The organism is Sulfitobacter rhodophyticola, from assembly GCF_041281685.2.
Classification (GTDB): Bacteria; Pseudomonadota; Alphaproteobacteria; order Rhodobacterales; family Rhodobacteraceae; genus Sulfitobacter.
The window spans coordinates 3,887,292-3,900,649 of sequence record NZ_CP166251.2; the positions used below are offsets into that span (position 1 = coordinate 3,887,292).

At 62.0% G+C, this 13,358-nt stretch carries 15 protein-coding genes; 12 read left to right on the forward strand and 3 right to left on the reverse strand.

Annotated elements, in window-relative coordinates; genetic code table 11:
- Positions 1–156 precede the first annotated feature (156 nt).
- From alr to AB4X18_RS20190, 12 genes are all read left to right on the forward strand, one after another.
- Complete coding sequence (gene alr / locus AB4X18_RS20135; RefSeq protein ID WP_432816961.1) at positions 157–1,191, forward strand: alanine racemase; 1,035 nt, start codon at positions 157–159, stop codon at positions 1,189–1,191.
- Positions 1,191–1,643 (forward strand): paraquat-inducible protein A, encoded by a 453-nt coding sequence (locus tag AB4X18_RS20140; RefSeq protein WP_370401738.1) that lies wholly within the window; start codon positions 1,191–1,193, stop codon positions 1,641–1,643. Before alr ends, AB4X18_RS20140 begins: the two co-directional genes overlap by 1 nt.
- 90 nt (positions 1,644–1,733) lie before the next feature.
- Positions 1,734–3,101 (forward strand): DNA repair protein RadA, encoded by a 1,368-nt coding sequence (radA, locus tag AB4X18_RS20145; RefSeq protein ID WP_370401739.1) that lies wholly within the window; start codon positions 1,734–1,736, stop codon positions 3,099–3,101.
- Positions 3,102–3,142: 41 nt separating this feature from the next.
- A complete protein-coding gene (locus AB4X18_RS20150; protein ID WP_370401740.1) occupies positions 3,143–3,700 on the forward strand; it encodes a CvpA family protein in 558 nt (185 codons plus the stop codon).
- Between the two features lie 133 nt (positions 3,701–3,833).
- The gene (gene purF, locus AB4X18_RS20155; protein WP_370401741.1) at positions 3,834–5,315 is read left to right on the forward strand and encodes an amidophosphoribosyltransferase; all 1,482 of its coding nucleotides are present in this window, start codon (positions 3,834–3,836) and stop codon (positions 5,313–5,315) included.
- A 43-nt stretch (positions 5,316–5,358) separates the two neighbouring features.
- Positions 5,359–5,772, forward strand: a complete 414-nt coding sequence (locus AB4X18_RS20160) for a hypothetical protein (RefSeq protein ID WP_370401742.1) — start codon at positions 5,359–5,361, stop codon at positions 5,770–5,772.
- Positions 5,773–6,073: 301 nt separating this feature from the next.
- The gene (locus AB4X18_RS20165) at positions 6,074–6,337 is read left to right on the forward strand and encodes a pilus assembly protein PilZ (RefSeq protein ID WP_370401743.1); all 264 of its coding nucleotides are present in this window, start codon (positions 6,074–6,076) and stop codon (positions 6,335–6,337) included.
- 42 nt (positions 6,338–6,379) lie between these two features.
- Positions 6,380–7,015, forward strand: coding sequence for an SDR family NAD(P)-dependent oxidoreductase (locus AB4X18_RS20170; RefSeq protein WP_370401744.1), 636 nt, complete (start codon positions 6,380–6,382; stop codon positions 7,013–7,015).
- A 79-nt stretch (positions 7,016–7,094) separates the two neighbouring features.
- Entirely contained in the window at positions 7,095–7,880 is a 786-nt protein-coding gene (surE, locus tag AB4X18_RS20175; RefSeq protein WP_370401745.1) for a 5'/3'-nucleotidase SurE, read from the forward strand.
- Positions 7,877–8,533, forward strand: coding sequence for a protein-L-isoaspartate(D-aspartate) O-methyltransferase (locus tag AB4X18_RS20180; protein WP_370401746.1), 657 nt, complete (start codon positions 7,877–7,879; stop codon positions 8,531–8,533). The genes surE and AB4X18_RS20180 overlap by 4 nt, the downstream gene beginning before the upstream one ends.
- A 57-nt stretch (positions 8,534–8,590) precedes the next feature.
- Complete coding sequence (locus AB4X18_RS20185; RefSeq protein ID WP_370401747.1) at positions 8,591–9,841, forward strand: peptidoglycan DD-metalloendopeptidase family protein; 1,251 nt, start codon at positions 8,591–8,593, stop codon at positions 9,839–9,841.
- Between the two features lie 174 nt (positions 9,842–10,015).
- Entirely contained in the window at positions 10,016–11,047 is a 1,032-nt protein-coding gene (locus tag AB4X18_RS20190; protein WP_370401748.1) for a Hint domain-containing protein, read from the forward strand.
- 7 nt (positions 11,048–11,054) lie between these two features.
- Here AB4X18_RS20190 and AB4X18_RS20195 read toward each other — a convergent pair whose 3' ends face one another.
- Genes AB4X18_RS20195 through tatB form a run of 3 tightly spaced genes read right to left on the reverse strand, consistent with a single transcriptional unit; the run spans position 11,055 to position 13,353 of the window.
- Entirely contained in the window at positions 11,055–11,852 is a 798-nt protein-coding gene (locus AB4X18_RS20195; protein ID WP_370402549.1) for an ATP-binding protein, read from the reverse strand.
- A 53-nt stretch (positions 11,853–11,905) separates the two neighbouring features.
- A complete protein-coding gene (gene tatC, locus AB4X18_RS20200; RefSeq protein WP_370401749.1) occupies positions 11,906–12,784 on the reverse strand; it encodes a twin-arginine translocase subunit TatC in 879 nt (292 codons plus the stop codon).
- A gap of 11 nt (positions 12,785–12,795) precedes the next feature.
- Positions 12,796–13,353: a Sec-independent protein translocase protein TatB gene (gene tatB / locus AB4X18_RS20205; RefSeq protein ID WP_370401750.1), complete on the reverse strand. Its 558-nt coding sequence runs from the start codon at positions 13,351–13,353 to the stop codon at positions 12,796–12,798.
- Positions 13,354–13,358: the final 5 nt, after the last annotated feature.

Below are 13,358 nucleotides of genomic sequence, written 5' to 3' on the forward strand. Positions count from 1 at the left end.
CAGGGTTGTCAGTTTTGCAGATGTCATGATTTTCCTCCTCAGGTTGGGGGGTACGGTAACGGCTGCAGGGCGCGGAGCAAGCCCGAATGACGCAAGGTGACCCACGATTGTGTTGCGGTGCTTGACCCTGCGCGCAATTTGCCCGAAGCACGCGCCATGAGTGTTGCACAACTAACAATTGATCTGCCAGCGATTGTGGCCAATTGGCGCGCGCTGGATGCAGCGGGTCAGGCGGAAACAGGCGCCGTGCTCAAGGCAAATGCCTATGGTCTTGGCATGGACCGCGTCGGCCCCGCCTTGGCAACCGCCGGCGCGCGGCATTTCTTTGTGGCCGCCGCCAAGGAAGGCCGACAGCTACGTCGCATCCTGGGACCGGGTCCGGTGATCTATGTGTTTTCCGGGCATGTGCCGGGTGATGCCGATCTGATACGCGCGGGCGCTCTGGTGCCGCTGATCAACTCGGTCGACCAGCTGCTGCTGCACGTCGAATCCCTGCCCGGCCATCCCTTCGGCATCCAGTTGGACAGCGGCATGAACCGTCTGGGCATGGAACCTGCCGAATGGTCCGCGCTGCGCGATCTGGCGCTGGCGCAGAAGCCGGAACTGATCATGTCGCATCTGGCCTGTGCGGATGAACCCAAGCACACCATGAACATGCAGCAGCTCAAGACATTTTCCGAGATGACCGAGGGTCTGGACGTGCCACGATCGCTTGCGGCGACGGGCGGTATCCTGCTGGGGTCGGCCTATCATTTCGAACTGACCCGCCCCGGTGTGGGCCTTTATGGCGGATTGCCCTTCGTGGATGCCAAGCCTGTCGTAACGCTCGACATTCCGGTGATCCAGACCCGCGAGGTGCAGATCGGTGAGAGCGTGGGCTATGGCAATGCCTTCGTCGCGAACCGCCTGACGCGGGTGGCCACGATTGCGGCGGGTTATGCAGACGGATTGATCCGGGCGATGGGCCCGCGTGCGGTGGTGACTGCCGACGGGGTCAAGGCGCCGGTCATCGGGCGCGTGTCGATGGATATGCTGACCGTTGACATCACTGATATCGACGGAGACCCCCAATCGTTGCAAATGCTCGGGGTGCACCAGTCCGTCGATACCGTGGCGGAATACGCCGGGACCATCGGCTACGAGGTGCTGACGTCACTGGGGGCACGTTATGACCGGACGTATGTGACGTAATGGCGCTGACGCTCAAACTTTGCAATCTCGCGCTTTTGGTGCTCTATCCGCTGGCGTGGTGGGCGCCGTTGATGAAGGCGGGGTTGCTGCCGTTGTTTTCGCTGAATGAAATCTCCGTCCTGACCGGACTGCAGTCGCTTTGGGGGTCGGACATCTTTCTGGCGCTGGTCGTGACGGCGTTTGCGCTGTTTGCACCCTATCTCAAGACGATCGGTCTGGCGCTGGTGCATTTCAATCTGTTGAGCGGGCGCGCCCTGCCAGCGCTGCACTTGTTGGGCAAGCTGGCGATGGCGGATATCTTCCTGATTGCGCTTTATATCACGCTGGCCAAGGGCATCGGTGTGGGCCGGATCGAGACGGCCTGGGGGCTCTATCTGTTTACGGCGTGCATTCTGGTCTCGCTTTGGATTTCATGGGCAACGGAGCGGTTGGACAAACAGACCGACAGCTGAGGATGGATCGGAAATTTTGAAAATTTCCGATCAGATTCTTTCAAGGAATCTGATCATTGACGCTGGCGAGGGGCTCCGCCACAAGACGCCATGGCGAAATCAACCAAATCCTTTTCCTGCTCTGCCTGTGGCGCGTCGTTCAACAAATGGTCCGGGCGCTGTGACGGCTGCGGGGAATGGAATTCCATCGTTGAGGACAAGGGCATCTCCGCAGGCCCTCCCAGCAAATCGTTGGGGGCCAAACGCGGATCATCGGTGCAGCTGACCGACCTTGCCACGCAAGAAGTCCCGCCGCCGCGCAAGATGTCAGGGATTGCGGAACTAGACCGGGTGCTGGGCGGCGGGCTGGTGCCTGCTTCGGCCATTCTTGTGGGTGGGGATCCGGGCATCGGCAAATCCACCCTGCTCCTGCAGGCCGCAGCGCATTTTGCGAAAAAGGGCCTCGGCACGATCTACGTAAGCGGGGAAGAAGCCAGCGCGCAGGTACGCATGCGCGCGCAGCGGCTGGGGCTGGAAGATGCCCCCGTGAAGTTGGCGGCAGAAACGAACCTGCGCGACATCCTTACCACGCTTGAAGCCGAAAAACCCCAGCTGGCCATCATCGATTCCATACAGACCATGTGGGCCGACAACGTCGAAAGCGCACCCGGCTCCGTCTCTCAGGTGCGGGCAGCGGCGCATGAACTGACCGCCTTTGCCAAGCGGCGCGGCGTGTCGGTGATCCTTGTCGGGCATGTCACCAAGGAAGGCCAGATCGCCGGTCCGCGCGTGGTCGAACACATGGTCGATACCGTGCTCTATTTCGAAGGAGAACGCGGGCACCAGTTCCGCATCCTGCGCAGCGTGAAGAACCGCTTTGGTCCCGCCGATGAAATCGGCGTGTTCGAGATGACCGGCAGCGGGTTGGCCGAAGTCACCAACCCCTCCGCGCTGTTTCTGTCCGAACGCGGCGCGCCCGCTGCGGGGTCCGTGGTGTTCGCGGGCATCGAAGGCACCCGACCCGTTCTGGTGGAGCTTCAGGCGCTCGTTGCGCCCTCCCCGCACAGTCAGGCGCGCAGGACCGTCGTGGGGTGGGACGGGGGACGTCTGGCGATGATTCTGGCGGTTCTGGAGGCGCGCTGTGGCATCCCCTTTGCGGGTCTCGATGTCTATCTCAACGTCGCGGGTGGGATGAAAGTCACCGAACCCGCCGCCGATCTGGCCGTCGCCGCCGCCCTTTTGAGCGCGCGGGAAGACGTGGCCCTGCCCGCAGAAACCGTTGTTTTCGGAGAGATTAGCCTTTCCGGTGCGCTGCGCCCCGCCACCCAGACGGAAAATAGGTTGAAAGAAGCCCAAAAACTTGGTTTTACCTCCGCCATTGCGCCCGCAGGTGGGAAAACCGTGGGCACCTCCGGTCTGAAACTGAATACGATGGCAGATCTGACCGGATTCGTGGGTGAAATATTTGGCGCCGGGTAACGGCAGCTGACAACAAGAGTTCGAGCAAGAAAGCAGGGCAGATGGAAGGTTTTACGATCATTGACGGTGTGGTGGCACTGGTCATCGTGTTGTCTGCATTGCTGGCCTATGGCCGGGGTCTGGTACGCGAACTGATGGCCATCGTCGGCTGGATCGCTGCCGCCGTTCTGGCCTTCCTGTTTGCGCCCCGACTTGAACCGCTGGTTCGCGAAATCCCGGTGGTTGGCGAATATCTGGCGCAGAACTGCGAAATGTCGATTGTACTGGCCTTCTTCATCGTTGTCGCAGTGGTGCTGGTGATCGCTTCGCTTTTCACGCCGCTTTTTTCCTCCCTCGTGCAGCGGTCCGTGCTGGGCGGACTTGATCAGGGCCTTGGGTTTCTTTTCGGCGTGGTGCGCGGCATTCTTCTGGTGGCGGTGGGGTTCTTTGTCTACTCCATCGTCGTCACCCCGGGGGAGATTACCATCGTGGATGACAGCCGCTCCGCCAAGGTCTTTGGCCAGTTCACCTCCCAGATCGAAGAGCAGAACCCAGAAGAGGCGCTGGGATGGATCGAAGCGCGTTTCGTGGAACTGGTGGGGCCCTGCGGCGCATCCTGATACCTGCCCCTGCGTAAGGCTGCAGCCCATGGGGTGACACAGCCGCCCAGAGACCGTAAGAAACCCCTAATCCTTCTTGCCGGATTCGGAGAGCTGCCCTTTGCCGAAGCACCCTGCCCCTCGCACCCCGCTCATGCCCCCTGCCCATCCGTTCGACACCAGCTTTGTTGACGACGTCGATGGTGACAAACTGAAGGAAGAATGCGGTGTCTTCGGCGTTGTCGGCGTGGCCGATGCGGCCAATTTCGTGGCGCTTGGCCTGCATGCCCTGCAACATCGCGGCCAGGAAGCGGGCGGGATCGTCAGCTATGAGACGACCGCGGGCTTTCAGTCCGCCCGCCGTTTCGGATATGTGCGCGACAATTTCACCTCTCAGGACGTGATGAAGCATCTGCCGGGGGAATTGGCCATCGGCCACGTGCGCTATTCCACGGCGGGCGACAAGGGTCCGACAGCCATCCGGGACGTGCAGCCGTTCTTCGGCGAATTCGCCATGGGCGGCGCGGCGATCGCGCATAACGGCAACATCACCAACGCCAACGCGTTGCGCCGCGAATTGATCGAACGCGGTTCGATCTTCCAGTCGTCTTCGGACAGTGAATGCATCATTCACCTGATGGCCCGCTCCATGCAGCGCACGATCCCCGAGCGGATGGAAGACGCGCTGCGCCGGGTGGATGGGGCGTTTTCCGTCGTGGCCATGACACGCACCAAGCTGATTGGCGTGCGCGATCCGCTGGGTGTGCGGCCATTGGTGCTGGGCAAGGTCGGTGACGGCTACGCGCTGAGTTCGGAAACCTGCGCGCTGGATATCATCGGCGCGGAGTTCGTCCGCGAAATCCGCCCCGGCGAAATGGTGGTGATCACCCCCGAAGGCATCCAGACGCATTTCCCTTTCCGCCCGCAGCCGTCGCGGTTCTGCATTTTCGAGCACGTCTATTTCTCGCGGCCCGACAGTATCCTTGGCGGACGCAGTGTCTATGAAACCCGCGAAAACATCGGCCGGGAACTGGCCAAGGAAAGCCCCGTAGACGCTGATCTGGTCTGCCCCGTGCCCGATTCAGGCACCCCGGCGGCCATTGGTTTCAGCCTCGAATCCGGAATCCCCTACGCCATGGGGATCATCCGCAATCAATACATGGGCCGCACCTTCATTGAGCCGACGGAGCAGATCCGCAACATGGGCGTGCGCCTGAAGCTGAACGTGAACCGCGCGCTGATCAAAGGCAAGCGGGTCATCCTTGTGGACGACAGCGTGGTGCGCGGCACCACCAGCCGCAAGATCAAGGAAATGATCCTCGATGCGGGGGCAGCGGAAGTGCATTTCCGCATCGCCTCTCCTCCGACCGCGTGGCCCTGCTTTTACGGCGTAGATACGCCCCAGCGCGAGAAACTGCTGGCCGCCACCATGTCCGAAGAGGAAATGCGCGATCATCTGGCAGTCGACAGTCTGAAATTCATCTCGCTTGACGGGCTGTACCGCGCCGTGGGCGAGACAAAGGGCCGCGATGCGTCCTGCCCGCAGTATTGCGACGCCTGTTTCTCGGGCGAATACCCTGTCGCCCCGGCCGACAAGATCGAAGAGGGTTTCGTGATGAAACCCGCAGCCGAATAGGCTGCTGACGACACCTGTCAGCATTCGGTGCTAAGGTAGGTTCATGCAGGACCTACCCACCCCTCTCAATGACGTTTTCTGGACATGGCCCGCGCAGGCGGAACAGATGGCACGAGCCTGTCGTGCGCTGTTTTTGCGGGTGGCGCAGGACGCGGATGTGGGACCGCTTGAGGAAAGCCTGAAGTGGGGCCAGCCTGCGTGGCGTCCGGCACGCCCGCGCACCGGCTCTACCCTGCGGATGGGATGGGATGCCGCCCAGCCCGACCGACTGGCGATTTATGTGGACTGCAAGACCGATCTGGCGGAACGGATGCGCGACATGTATCCGGATTTGCCCGGCAATGATGGCCGACGGCAGATCATGCTTGATGTGGCGGCTCCTGTGCCGGAACAGGCCCTTGCCCATCTGGCGGAAATGACCTTTGGCTATCACCGCGCCAAGCGGCAGAGAGCCTGATTGCCGGGAGGCAAACGAATACCTCCTGTCGGGCTTCGGGCAGCGTTGCACCAAAACAGATTTCATGAGGGCCAGCCCTCATACTCCCGGGTTTTTTTGAACCATTTGGAAGCAGGAAGAAAGGGCGCGTATCTTTGATCAAAGGGCGTTTTCTGGCGGCTGTTGAAAGGCCGGTAAGCTGATTCCTGCCGGTCCTGTGGCAGGCTTTGGCCGTGCCGTCACGTCGCCTCTTTTACAGCCGCGGACGCGTTGGTACCTGCACCGCTGACCAAGAGAATCATCAACACAAAGACATCTGGAAATGGCAACGACTTCGACAGAGCCAACCCCAAAGGGTGTGGCGCAATTGGCGACGCAAAGAGTGCGTCTGGAGCGGCTTGCGCTGCTGGGTGTGTTCGGCACCCAAGTTGCGCCCGCCGCACTTGTGCGGGAGGCCAATGGTGACATCCAGCGGGTCAGCGTCGGCGACAGGGTGGCAGGTGGCACGGTCACCGCGATAGGCGAAGATCGCCTCGTGCTCAGCCGCGCGACAGGGCAGAAGGTCCTGCGCCTGCCCAAGGGTTAAGCGGGTCTTGACCCGCCGCGCGCCAGCGGGCAAAGGGCGTGCATGACAAAAACAGCCCTCATCACCGGTGCGTCACGCGGCCTTGGCGCCGCCCTGGCAGAGGCGCTTGCGCCCAGCCATCATATCATCGCCGTTGCCCGCACCACCGGTGCGCTGGAAGAACTGGACGACCGTATTCAGGCCAAGGGCGGACAGGCGACGCTTGCGCCGATGGACATCACCACACCGGAGGCGATGGCCGTGCTTTGCCGGGGGATCCATGACCGTTGGGGCAAACTTGATCTGTGGCTGCACACGGCAGTGCACGCGGCCCCTATGGCCCCCGCTGGACATATCGACGCCAAGGACATGGCCAAATCCGTGGCTTGCAACGTGACCGCAACGGCAACATTGATCGCCTATGTGGCCCCCCTGCTGGGGCTTGAGGGCCAGGCGGTTTTCTTTGAGGATCCGCGCGCAGGCACCAAGTTTTTCGGGGCTTACGGGTCCACCAAGGCCGCGCAGATGGCACTGGCCAAGTCTTGGGCAGCGGAAACCGTGAACACCGGGCCCCGCGTGCAGGTCCTGACCCCTGCGCCCATGCCCACAGCCACGCGCGCGCGATTCTTTCCCGGCGAAGACCGCAGCACGCTGAACGATACCCACGCGCAGGCGGCTGAGGTTTTGGCGCAACTCTGACCTTCGCAGCGGCGCAGGGGCAAAGGCACGCCTTGCCGGGTCTGTCATGCTGACCTATCAAGGCCAAAAAGGCGGCAAAATGCGAATTCTGATCACGAACGACGATGGTATTTCCGCGCCCGGTCTCAAGATACTGGACCGGATCGCCCATGAACTTGCAGGACCAGACGGCGAGGTCTGGACCGTGGCCCCGGCGTTCGAGCAATCAGGCGTAGGTCATTGCATCAGCTATACCCACCCGATGATGGTCAGCGAACTGGCCCCGCGCCGGTTCGCCACCGAAGGGTCACCCGCCGATTGCGTGATGGTCGCCGTGCATGACGTGATGAAGGATGACCCGCCCGATCTGGTGCTTTCGGGCGTGAACCGTGGCAACAATTCGGCCGAGAACACGCTTTATTCGGGCACCATCGGCGGCGCGATGGAAGCTGCCTTGCAGGGGTGCCCCGCCATTGCCCTGTCCCAGTATTATGGCCCCGCCAATCGCGACCTGACTGACCCGTTTGAAGCCTCCGCCCAGCACGGCGCCGACGTCGTACGGCGCATTCTGACCAACACGCCTACGGAAACCGGCGGATATTCGCTGTTCTACAACGTCAACTTTCCCCCCGTCGCGGGTGCCGATGTCAGGGGCATCCGGCTGGCTACGCAAGGACGCCGTCCCGGCACCGTCTTTTCCACCGAACCGCATCTGTCGCCTTCGGGTCGGCGGTTCTTGTGGATCAAGGGGGGCAACCAGCAGGTCGGCACCGAAGCGGGCAGTGATGCGGCGGTCAATCTGGATGGCTATATCTCTGTCACACCGATGCGCGCGGATCTGACCGCGCATGACGTGATGACCACGCTGGATGGCATTAACACATGACCGAACCTGCCCTCTCCGAGGCGGAACGCAAGATGCAGTTTCTCTATGCCCTGCGCTCCAAGGGGGTGACGGACGCGCGGGTGTTGGGGGCGATGGAAAAGGTGGACCGGGGCCCGTTCGTGAAAGGCATCTTTGCCCAGCGGGCCTATGAAGACATGCCCCTGCCCATCGTCTGCGGCCAGACGATCAGCCAGCCTTCGGTGGTGGGGCTGATGACGCAGGCGCTGGAAATCAGCCCGCGCGACAAGGTGCTGGAGATCGGAACCGGGTCAGGCTATCAGGCCGCGATCCTCAGCAAGCTGGCGCGTCGGGTCTACACCATCGACCGGCATCGGCGGCTGGTGGTCGAGGCGCGCGCAGTTTTCGATGAGCTTAAGATGACCAACATCACGGCACTTGTGGCCGATGGCAGCTTTGGTCTGGCCGAACAGGCGCCCTTTGACCGGATCATCGTCACGGCGGCTGCCGAAGACCCGCCCGGGCCCCTGTTGGCACAACTCAAGGAGGGCGGGATCATGGTTCTGCCCGTGGGCCAGTCGGATGCCGTGCAGCACCTCATTCGGGTCAGAAAGACGGCAGAAGGGCTGGAGTATGACGAAATGCGCGCAGTGCGCTTCGTGCCGTTGCTGGAAGGCTTGGGCAAGGACGGATAATAGGGTATAAGACGCCCGAACCCCGGACACACGGGGACGACACATGAGGACATGCAGATGCGCCATTCCATTACGCGCCCTTTCATCGCACGCTCTTTTCGCCTGCCCCGCCGCGCCCGGCTGATGCTGTTGGCAGGCGGCAGCGCCCTGACGTTGGCCGCGTGTGAAAACCAGCCCCTTGATCTGGACCTGCGGGGCGGATTGGGCAGCTTTTCCACCGCACAGGCGGCCACTGCGCCGCTCGCCGACAGGCCGCGCCCGGACAGCCGGGGGGTGATCTCCTATCCCAATTATCAGGTCGCCGTTGCGCGCCGGGGCGACACGCTTGCCGATGTGGCAAACCGCGTGGGGGCCAACACCGCGCAACTGGCCCGCTACAACGGCATCGATCCGACCGTGCCGCTGCGCAAGGACGAGATCATTGCCCTGCCCAGCCGCGTGGCGGAACCGTCGCCCGCGACGGGGGCTGCAGGCACCGGGCCGATCCAACCGGTCGATATTTCATCGCTGGCCGGGGGTGCGATTGACCGCGCACCGGCCTCTCCGGGGGTGCAGACCGCGAGCCTGCCGCCTGCAACAGGGGCGGCGACGCCGAAACCCGCCCAGACCGGCAAGGAACCCGTGCGCCACCGGATTGAGCGGGGCGAAACCGCCTATACCGTCGCGCGGCTTTATAATGTTCCGGTCAAGGCACTGGCGGAATGGAACGGGCTTGGCGCGGATTTCGCAGTGCGCGAAGGTCAGTTCCTGCTGATCCCGGTTCCCCAACAGGCCCCGCCAAAACGCACCGCCGCACTTGAGCCGCCCACCACCCTGCCGGGTGCAGGCAGCCCCACGCCGACCCCGCCTTCGGCCGCGAAACCCCTGCCGCAGGACGAGGCCGCAAAGCCCCAAGCGGTGGCGCAAAAGCCCGCCAAACCGGTGGCCGATGTGGGACAGGTCACCAAGCCGTCGAAGATCACCAAGATGCTCACACCCGTGCAGGGCAGCATCATTCGCGGCTATTCCAAGGGGAAGAACGAAGGCATCAACATCAAGGCGGATGATGGCGCGCCAGTGAAAGCCGCCGATGACGGGACCGTTGCCGCCATCACCAAAAGCGCCGAAGGGGTGCCCATTGTCGTGCTGCGCCACGAGGGCAACCTGCTGACGGTCTACGCCAATGTAACGGATGTGGGCGTCAAGAAAGGCGATCAGGTCAAGCGCGGCACGCAGATTGCCAAACTGCGCACCGGGACAGACGCCTACGTGCACTTCGAAGTCCGCAAGGGCTTCGACAGCGTGGATCCGGCCCCCTACATCCAATGATGTGACAAGGCGGAAATCAGCGTTCAGGCGCTGATTTCCCCATAAACGAGAACAATCCGGTCGAAATCACGCTTTTACCTCGAATTTGCCACAAATTGAGGGGGTCGCGGCGTACTGAGGCCTTGTTCTCAATTTAGCAACAATCCTACGCAAACCCTGCGATTGGATTGAGCTATGGCGGTTTTCTACGGCTATACAAATGCGATTTTCGGCACGCAGAGCACCGTTGACGGCTCTGCGTTCGATTACAATTTCGCACCCGGTTCCGGCACCACCTGGCGCTATACCGGGCCCGATACCTGGTTTGTGGTCGAGGAAAACGACGGGGCGACGAACTTCAACGGCGACCCCACGAACGAACAGGTCAGCGCGCAGGAACAGATCGGCGGGACCTGGGAACAGACTGTGGATGTGTTGGGGACGGCACAGCAGATCATCTATGACTACACCTTCACCGTGACCGATGGCACGACCACATGGCGCGTGTCGGTCATCGATGTGGACCTCAACAACGACGACGACCTCAGCGATGCGGGCGAAGACGGGTATTACCTGATCTTTCCCGATGGAATGCCGCCCGCCGATACCGATCTCACAGCAGGGGGGATCAGCGACAACAGCAACAGTTTCCTGCATGCAGACGCTGGCGGCACGGTGGTGTGTTTCGCAGCCGGGACAATGATAGAGACCTCCAAGGGCTCCCGCGCTGTCGAAACACTCACCCCCGGTGATCTGGTGCAGACCCGCGATGGCGGGTTACAACCGCTGCGCTGGGTCGGGCAGACCCTGGTCGCCGCACAGGGCGATCTGGCGCCGATCGTCATTTCCGCTGGCACATTCGGCAACACCCGTGATCTGGTCGTCTCTCCCCAGCATGCGGTTCTGTTGGACGACTGGCGGGCAGAGATGTTCTTTGGCCAGGACGAAGTGCTGGTGCGCGCCTGCGATCTGTTGGCGCATGAGGGCGTCCATCGCAGGCCGGGTGGCGTGGTGACGTATTGCCACCTTCTGTTTGATGCGCATCAACTGGTGTTTTCCGAAGGCACATGGACCGAAAGCCTCTATCCCGGAGAGATGACCCTGCAAAGCGTCAATCCTTCCGCCCGAGACGAGATTGCACGGCTGTTTCCGGATCTTGCGGCCTATGGCCCCAAGGCAGTGCCGTGCATTCGGTCATTTGAGGCGCGGTGCCTGCAGGCGGTCTGACCCGTCGCTAGGTCAAGGCGACCCCCTTGCGCCCTGCCAGATCGACAAAGAACTGCCATGCCACGCGGCCCGACCGGGAACCGCGCGTGGCCTGCCATTCAATCGCCTCGGCGCGCAGCGTGGCAGCATCCACCCTGACCCCGTAGGCCGCGCAATATCCTGCAATCATATCAAGGTATTGCGCCTGATCGCAGGCATGAAAGCCCAGCCACAGCCCGAACCGATCCGACAGCGACACCTTTTCCTCGACGGCCTCGGCGGGGTTGATGGCCGATCCCCGCTCGTTCTCGATCATGTCGCGGGGCATCAGGTGCCGCCGGTTGGACGTGGCATAAAGCACGACATTGTCGGGCCGCCCTTCGATCCCACCATCCAGCACCGCCTTGAGGGATTTGTAATGCGCATCGTCATGACCAAAGCTGAGATCGTCGCAGAACAGGATGAACCGCTGCGGCACACCGCGAAGATGGTTCAGCAGCCGACCCACCGACGGCAAGTCCTCGCGTTGCAACTCCACCATGCATAATTCCGGATAATCCACTTGAACTGTCGCGTGCACGGCCTTGACAAGGCTGGATTTCCCCATGCCCCGCGCCCCCCAAAGCAGCGCGTTGTTCGCAGGCAGACCCGCCGCGAACTGACGCGTATTTGCCAGCAGCGTATCGCGGGCGCGGTCCACGCCGATCAGCAGGTCGATATCCACGCGCGACACCTCTGCCACCGGGGTCAGCCGATCCGGCCCGGTGTGCCAGACAAAGGCGGTCGCCGCGCTCAGGTCCGGCGCACCCAGCGGTGCGGGTGCCATCCGCTCCAACGCCGCCGCAATGCGCTCCAACGCCGCCGTGTCAGGCGCATCGGTCACTTCTGAAGGTCCTCATCCTCATCGAATTCGGCCAGCAGGTCGTCTTCGTCATCATAGTACCCTTCGGCGCGCAATTTCGCCTCGCGCTTTTTCTCCACCCGTTTCACCAGTTGGATAGACACCTCATAGAGGCCGTAGACCACGACAAAAAGGATCACCTGGGTGATCACATCGGGCGGCGTCACCAGCGCGGCCAGCACCAGAATGGCGACCACCGCGTATTTGCGCACATTGCCCAAGCCCTCAGCGCTCACAAGGCCGGCCTTGCCCATCAGCGTCAGCAGCACGGGCAGTTGGAAACACAGGCCGAAGGCCACGATGAACTTGATCGTCAGCGACAGGTATTCCTGTGCGGAGCCCTGAAAGGCGATGGCGGCAATCCCGCTTGCACCGTCCTCGCCCTCACCCACAAGCGTGCCTGCCTGCTGGAAGCCCAGAAAGAAATCAAAGGCCAGCGGTGTGACCACGTAGAAAGCAAAAGACGCGCCAAGAAAAAACATGATTGGCGACGAAATCAGGAACGGCAGAAACGCGCCCTTCTCGTTCTTGTAAAGCCCCGGAGCCACGAACCGCCACAACTGGTAGCTGATATAGGGAAATCCCAGAACCAAGCCGCCCAGAAGCGAGATGGAGATGGCGACAAAGAAACCTTCCTGCAACTTGATCAGGATCAGGCCGCAATCCTCCTGCCCGCGTTCGGCCATGGCCGAACACAACGGATTGGTCAGGAAATTGAAGATCGGGTTCCAGACCGTAAAGCAGATGATCATCCCGATGATGAAGGCGATCACCGAATGAATAAGCCGCGTACGCAACTCGGCCAGATGTTCGATCAGCGGTGCTGCGCTGTCGTCGATGTCGTCGGTGGCGCTCATTCACTTACTCTTTATTGAGGGGCCGCTTTGTCGGGTGTCGATTTGGCAGAAGCCGCCTTCTTTGGCGCAGTTTTCTTTGGCGCCGCCTTTTTGGGCGCCGCCTTCTTTGCGGCCGGTTTGGGGGCCGCAGTCTTGGGAAGGGCCGCTTCCATCTCTTCCGCCTTTGCCACCGCTTCCGCCGCTTCGCGCTGCTTGCGCTCTGCTGCGGCGCGGGCGCCTGCGGCCTGTATCTTCTTGGCATTCGCCGCGCGTTCCGCCGACAGCTTGCCTGTCTCACTTTCAGGATCAATGTCAGTCAGCGAACTTGCCGCGGATTTCACGCCGTCCATGGCCGTACCCAGCGGATTGGTCGCCGCCTTCAGCGATGAATTCAGCGTCGAGGATACTTCCTTCATGCCGCTGTCATCTGCGGCCTGGTTCATCGCGGTACTGAATTCGCGTGCCATGCCCTTGGCCTTGCCCACAAACTGCCCGACCCTGCGGAACAGGACCGGCAGGTCCTTGGGCCCCACCACGATCAGCGCGACAACGCCAATGACCAGAAGCTCTGTCCAACCCAGATCGAACATAGGTG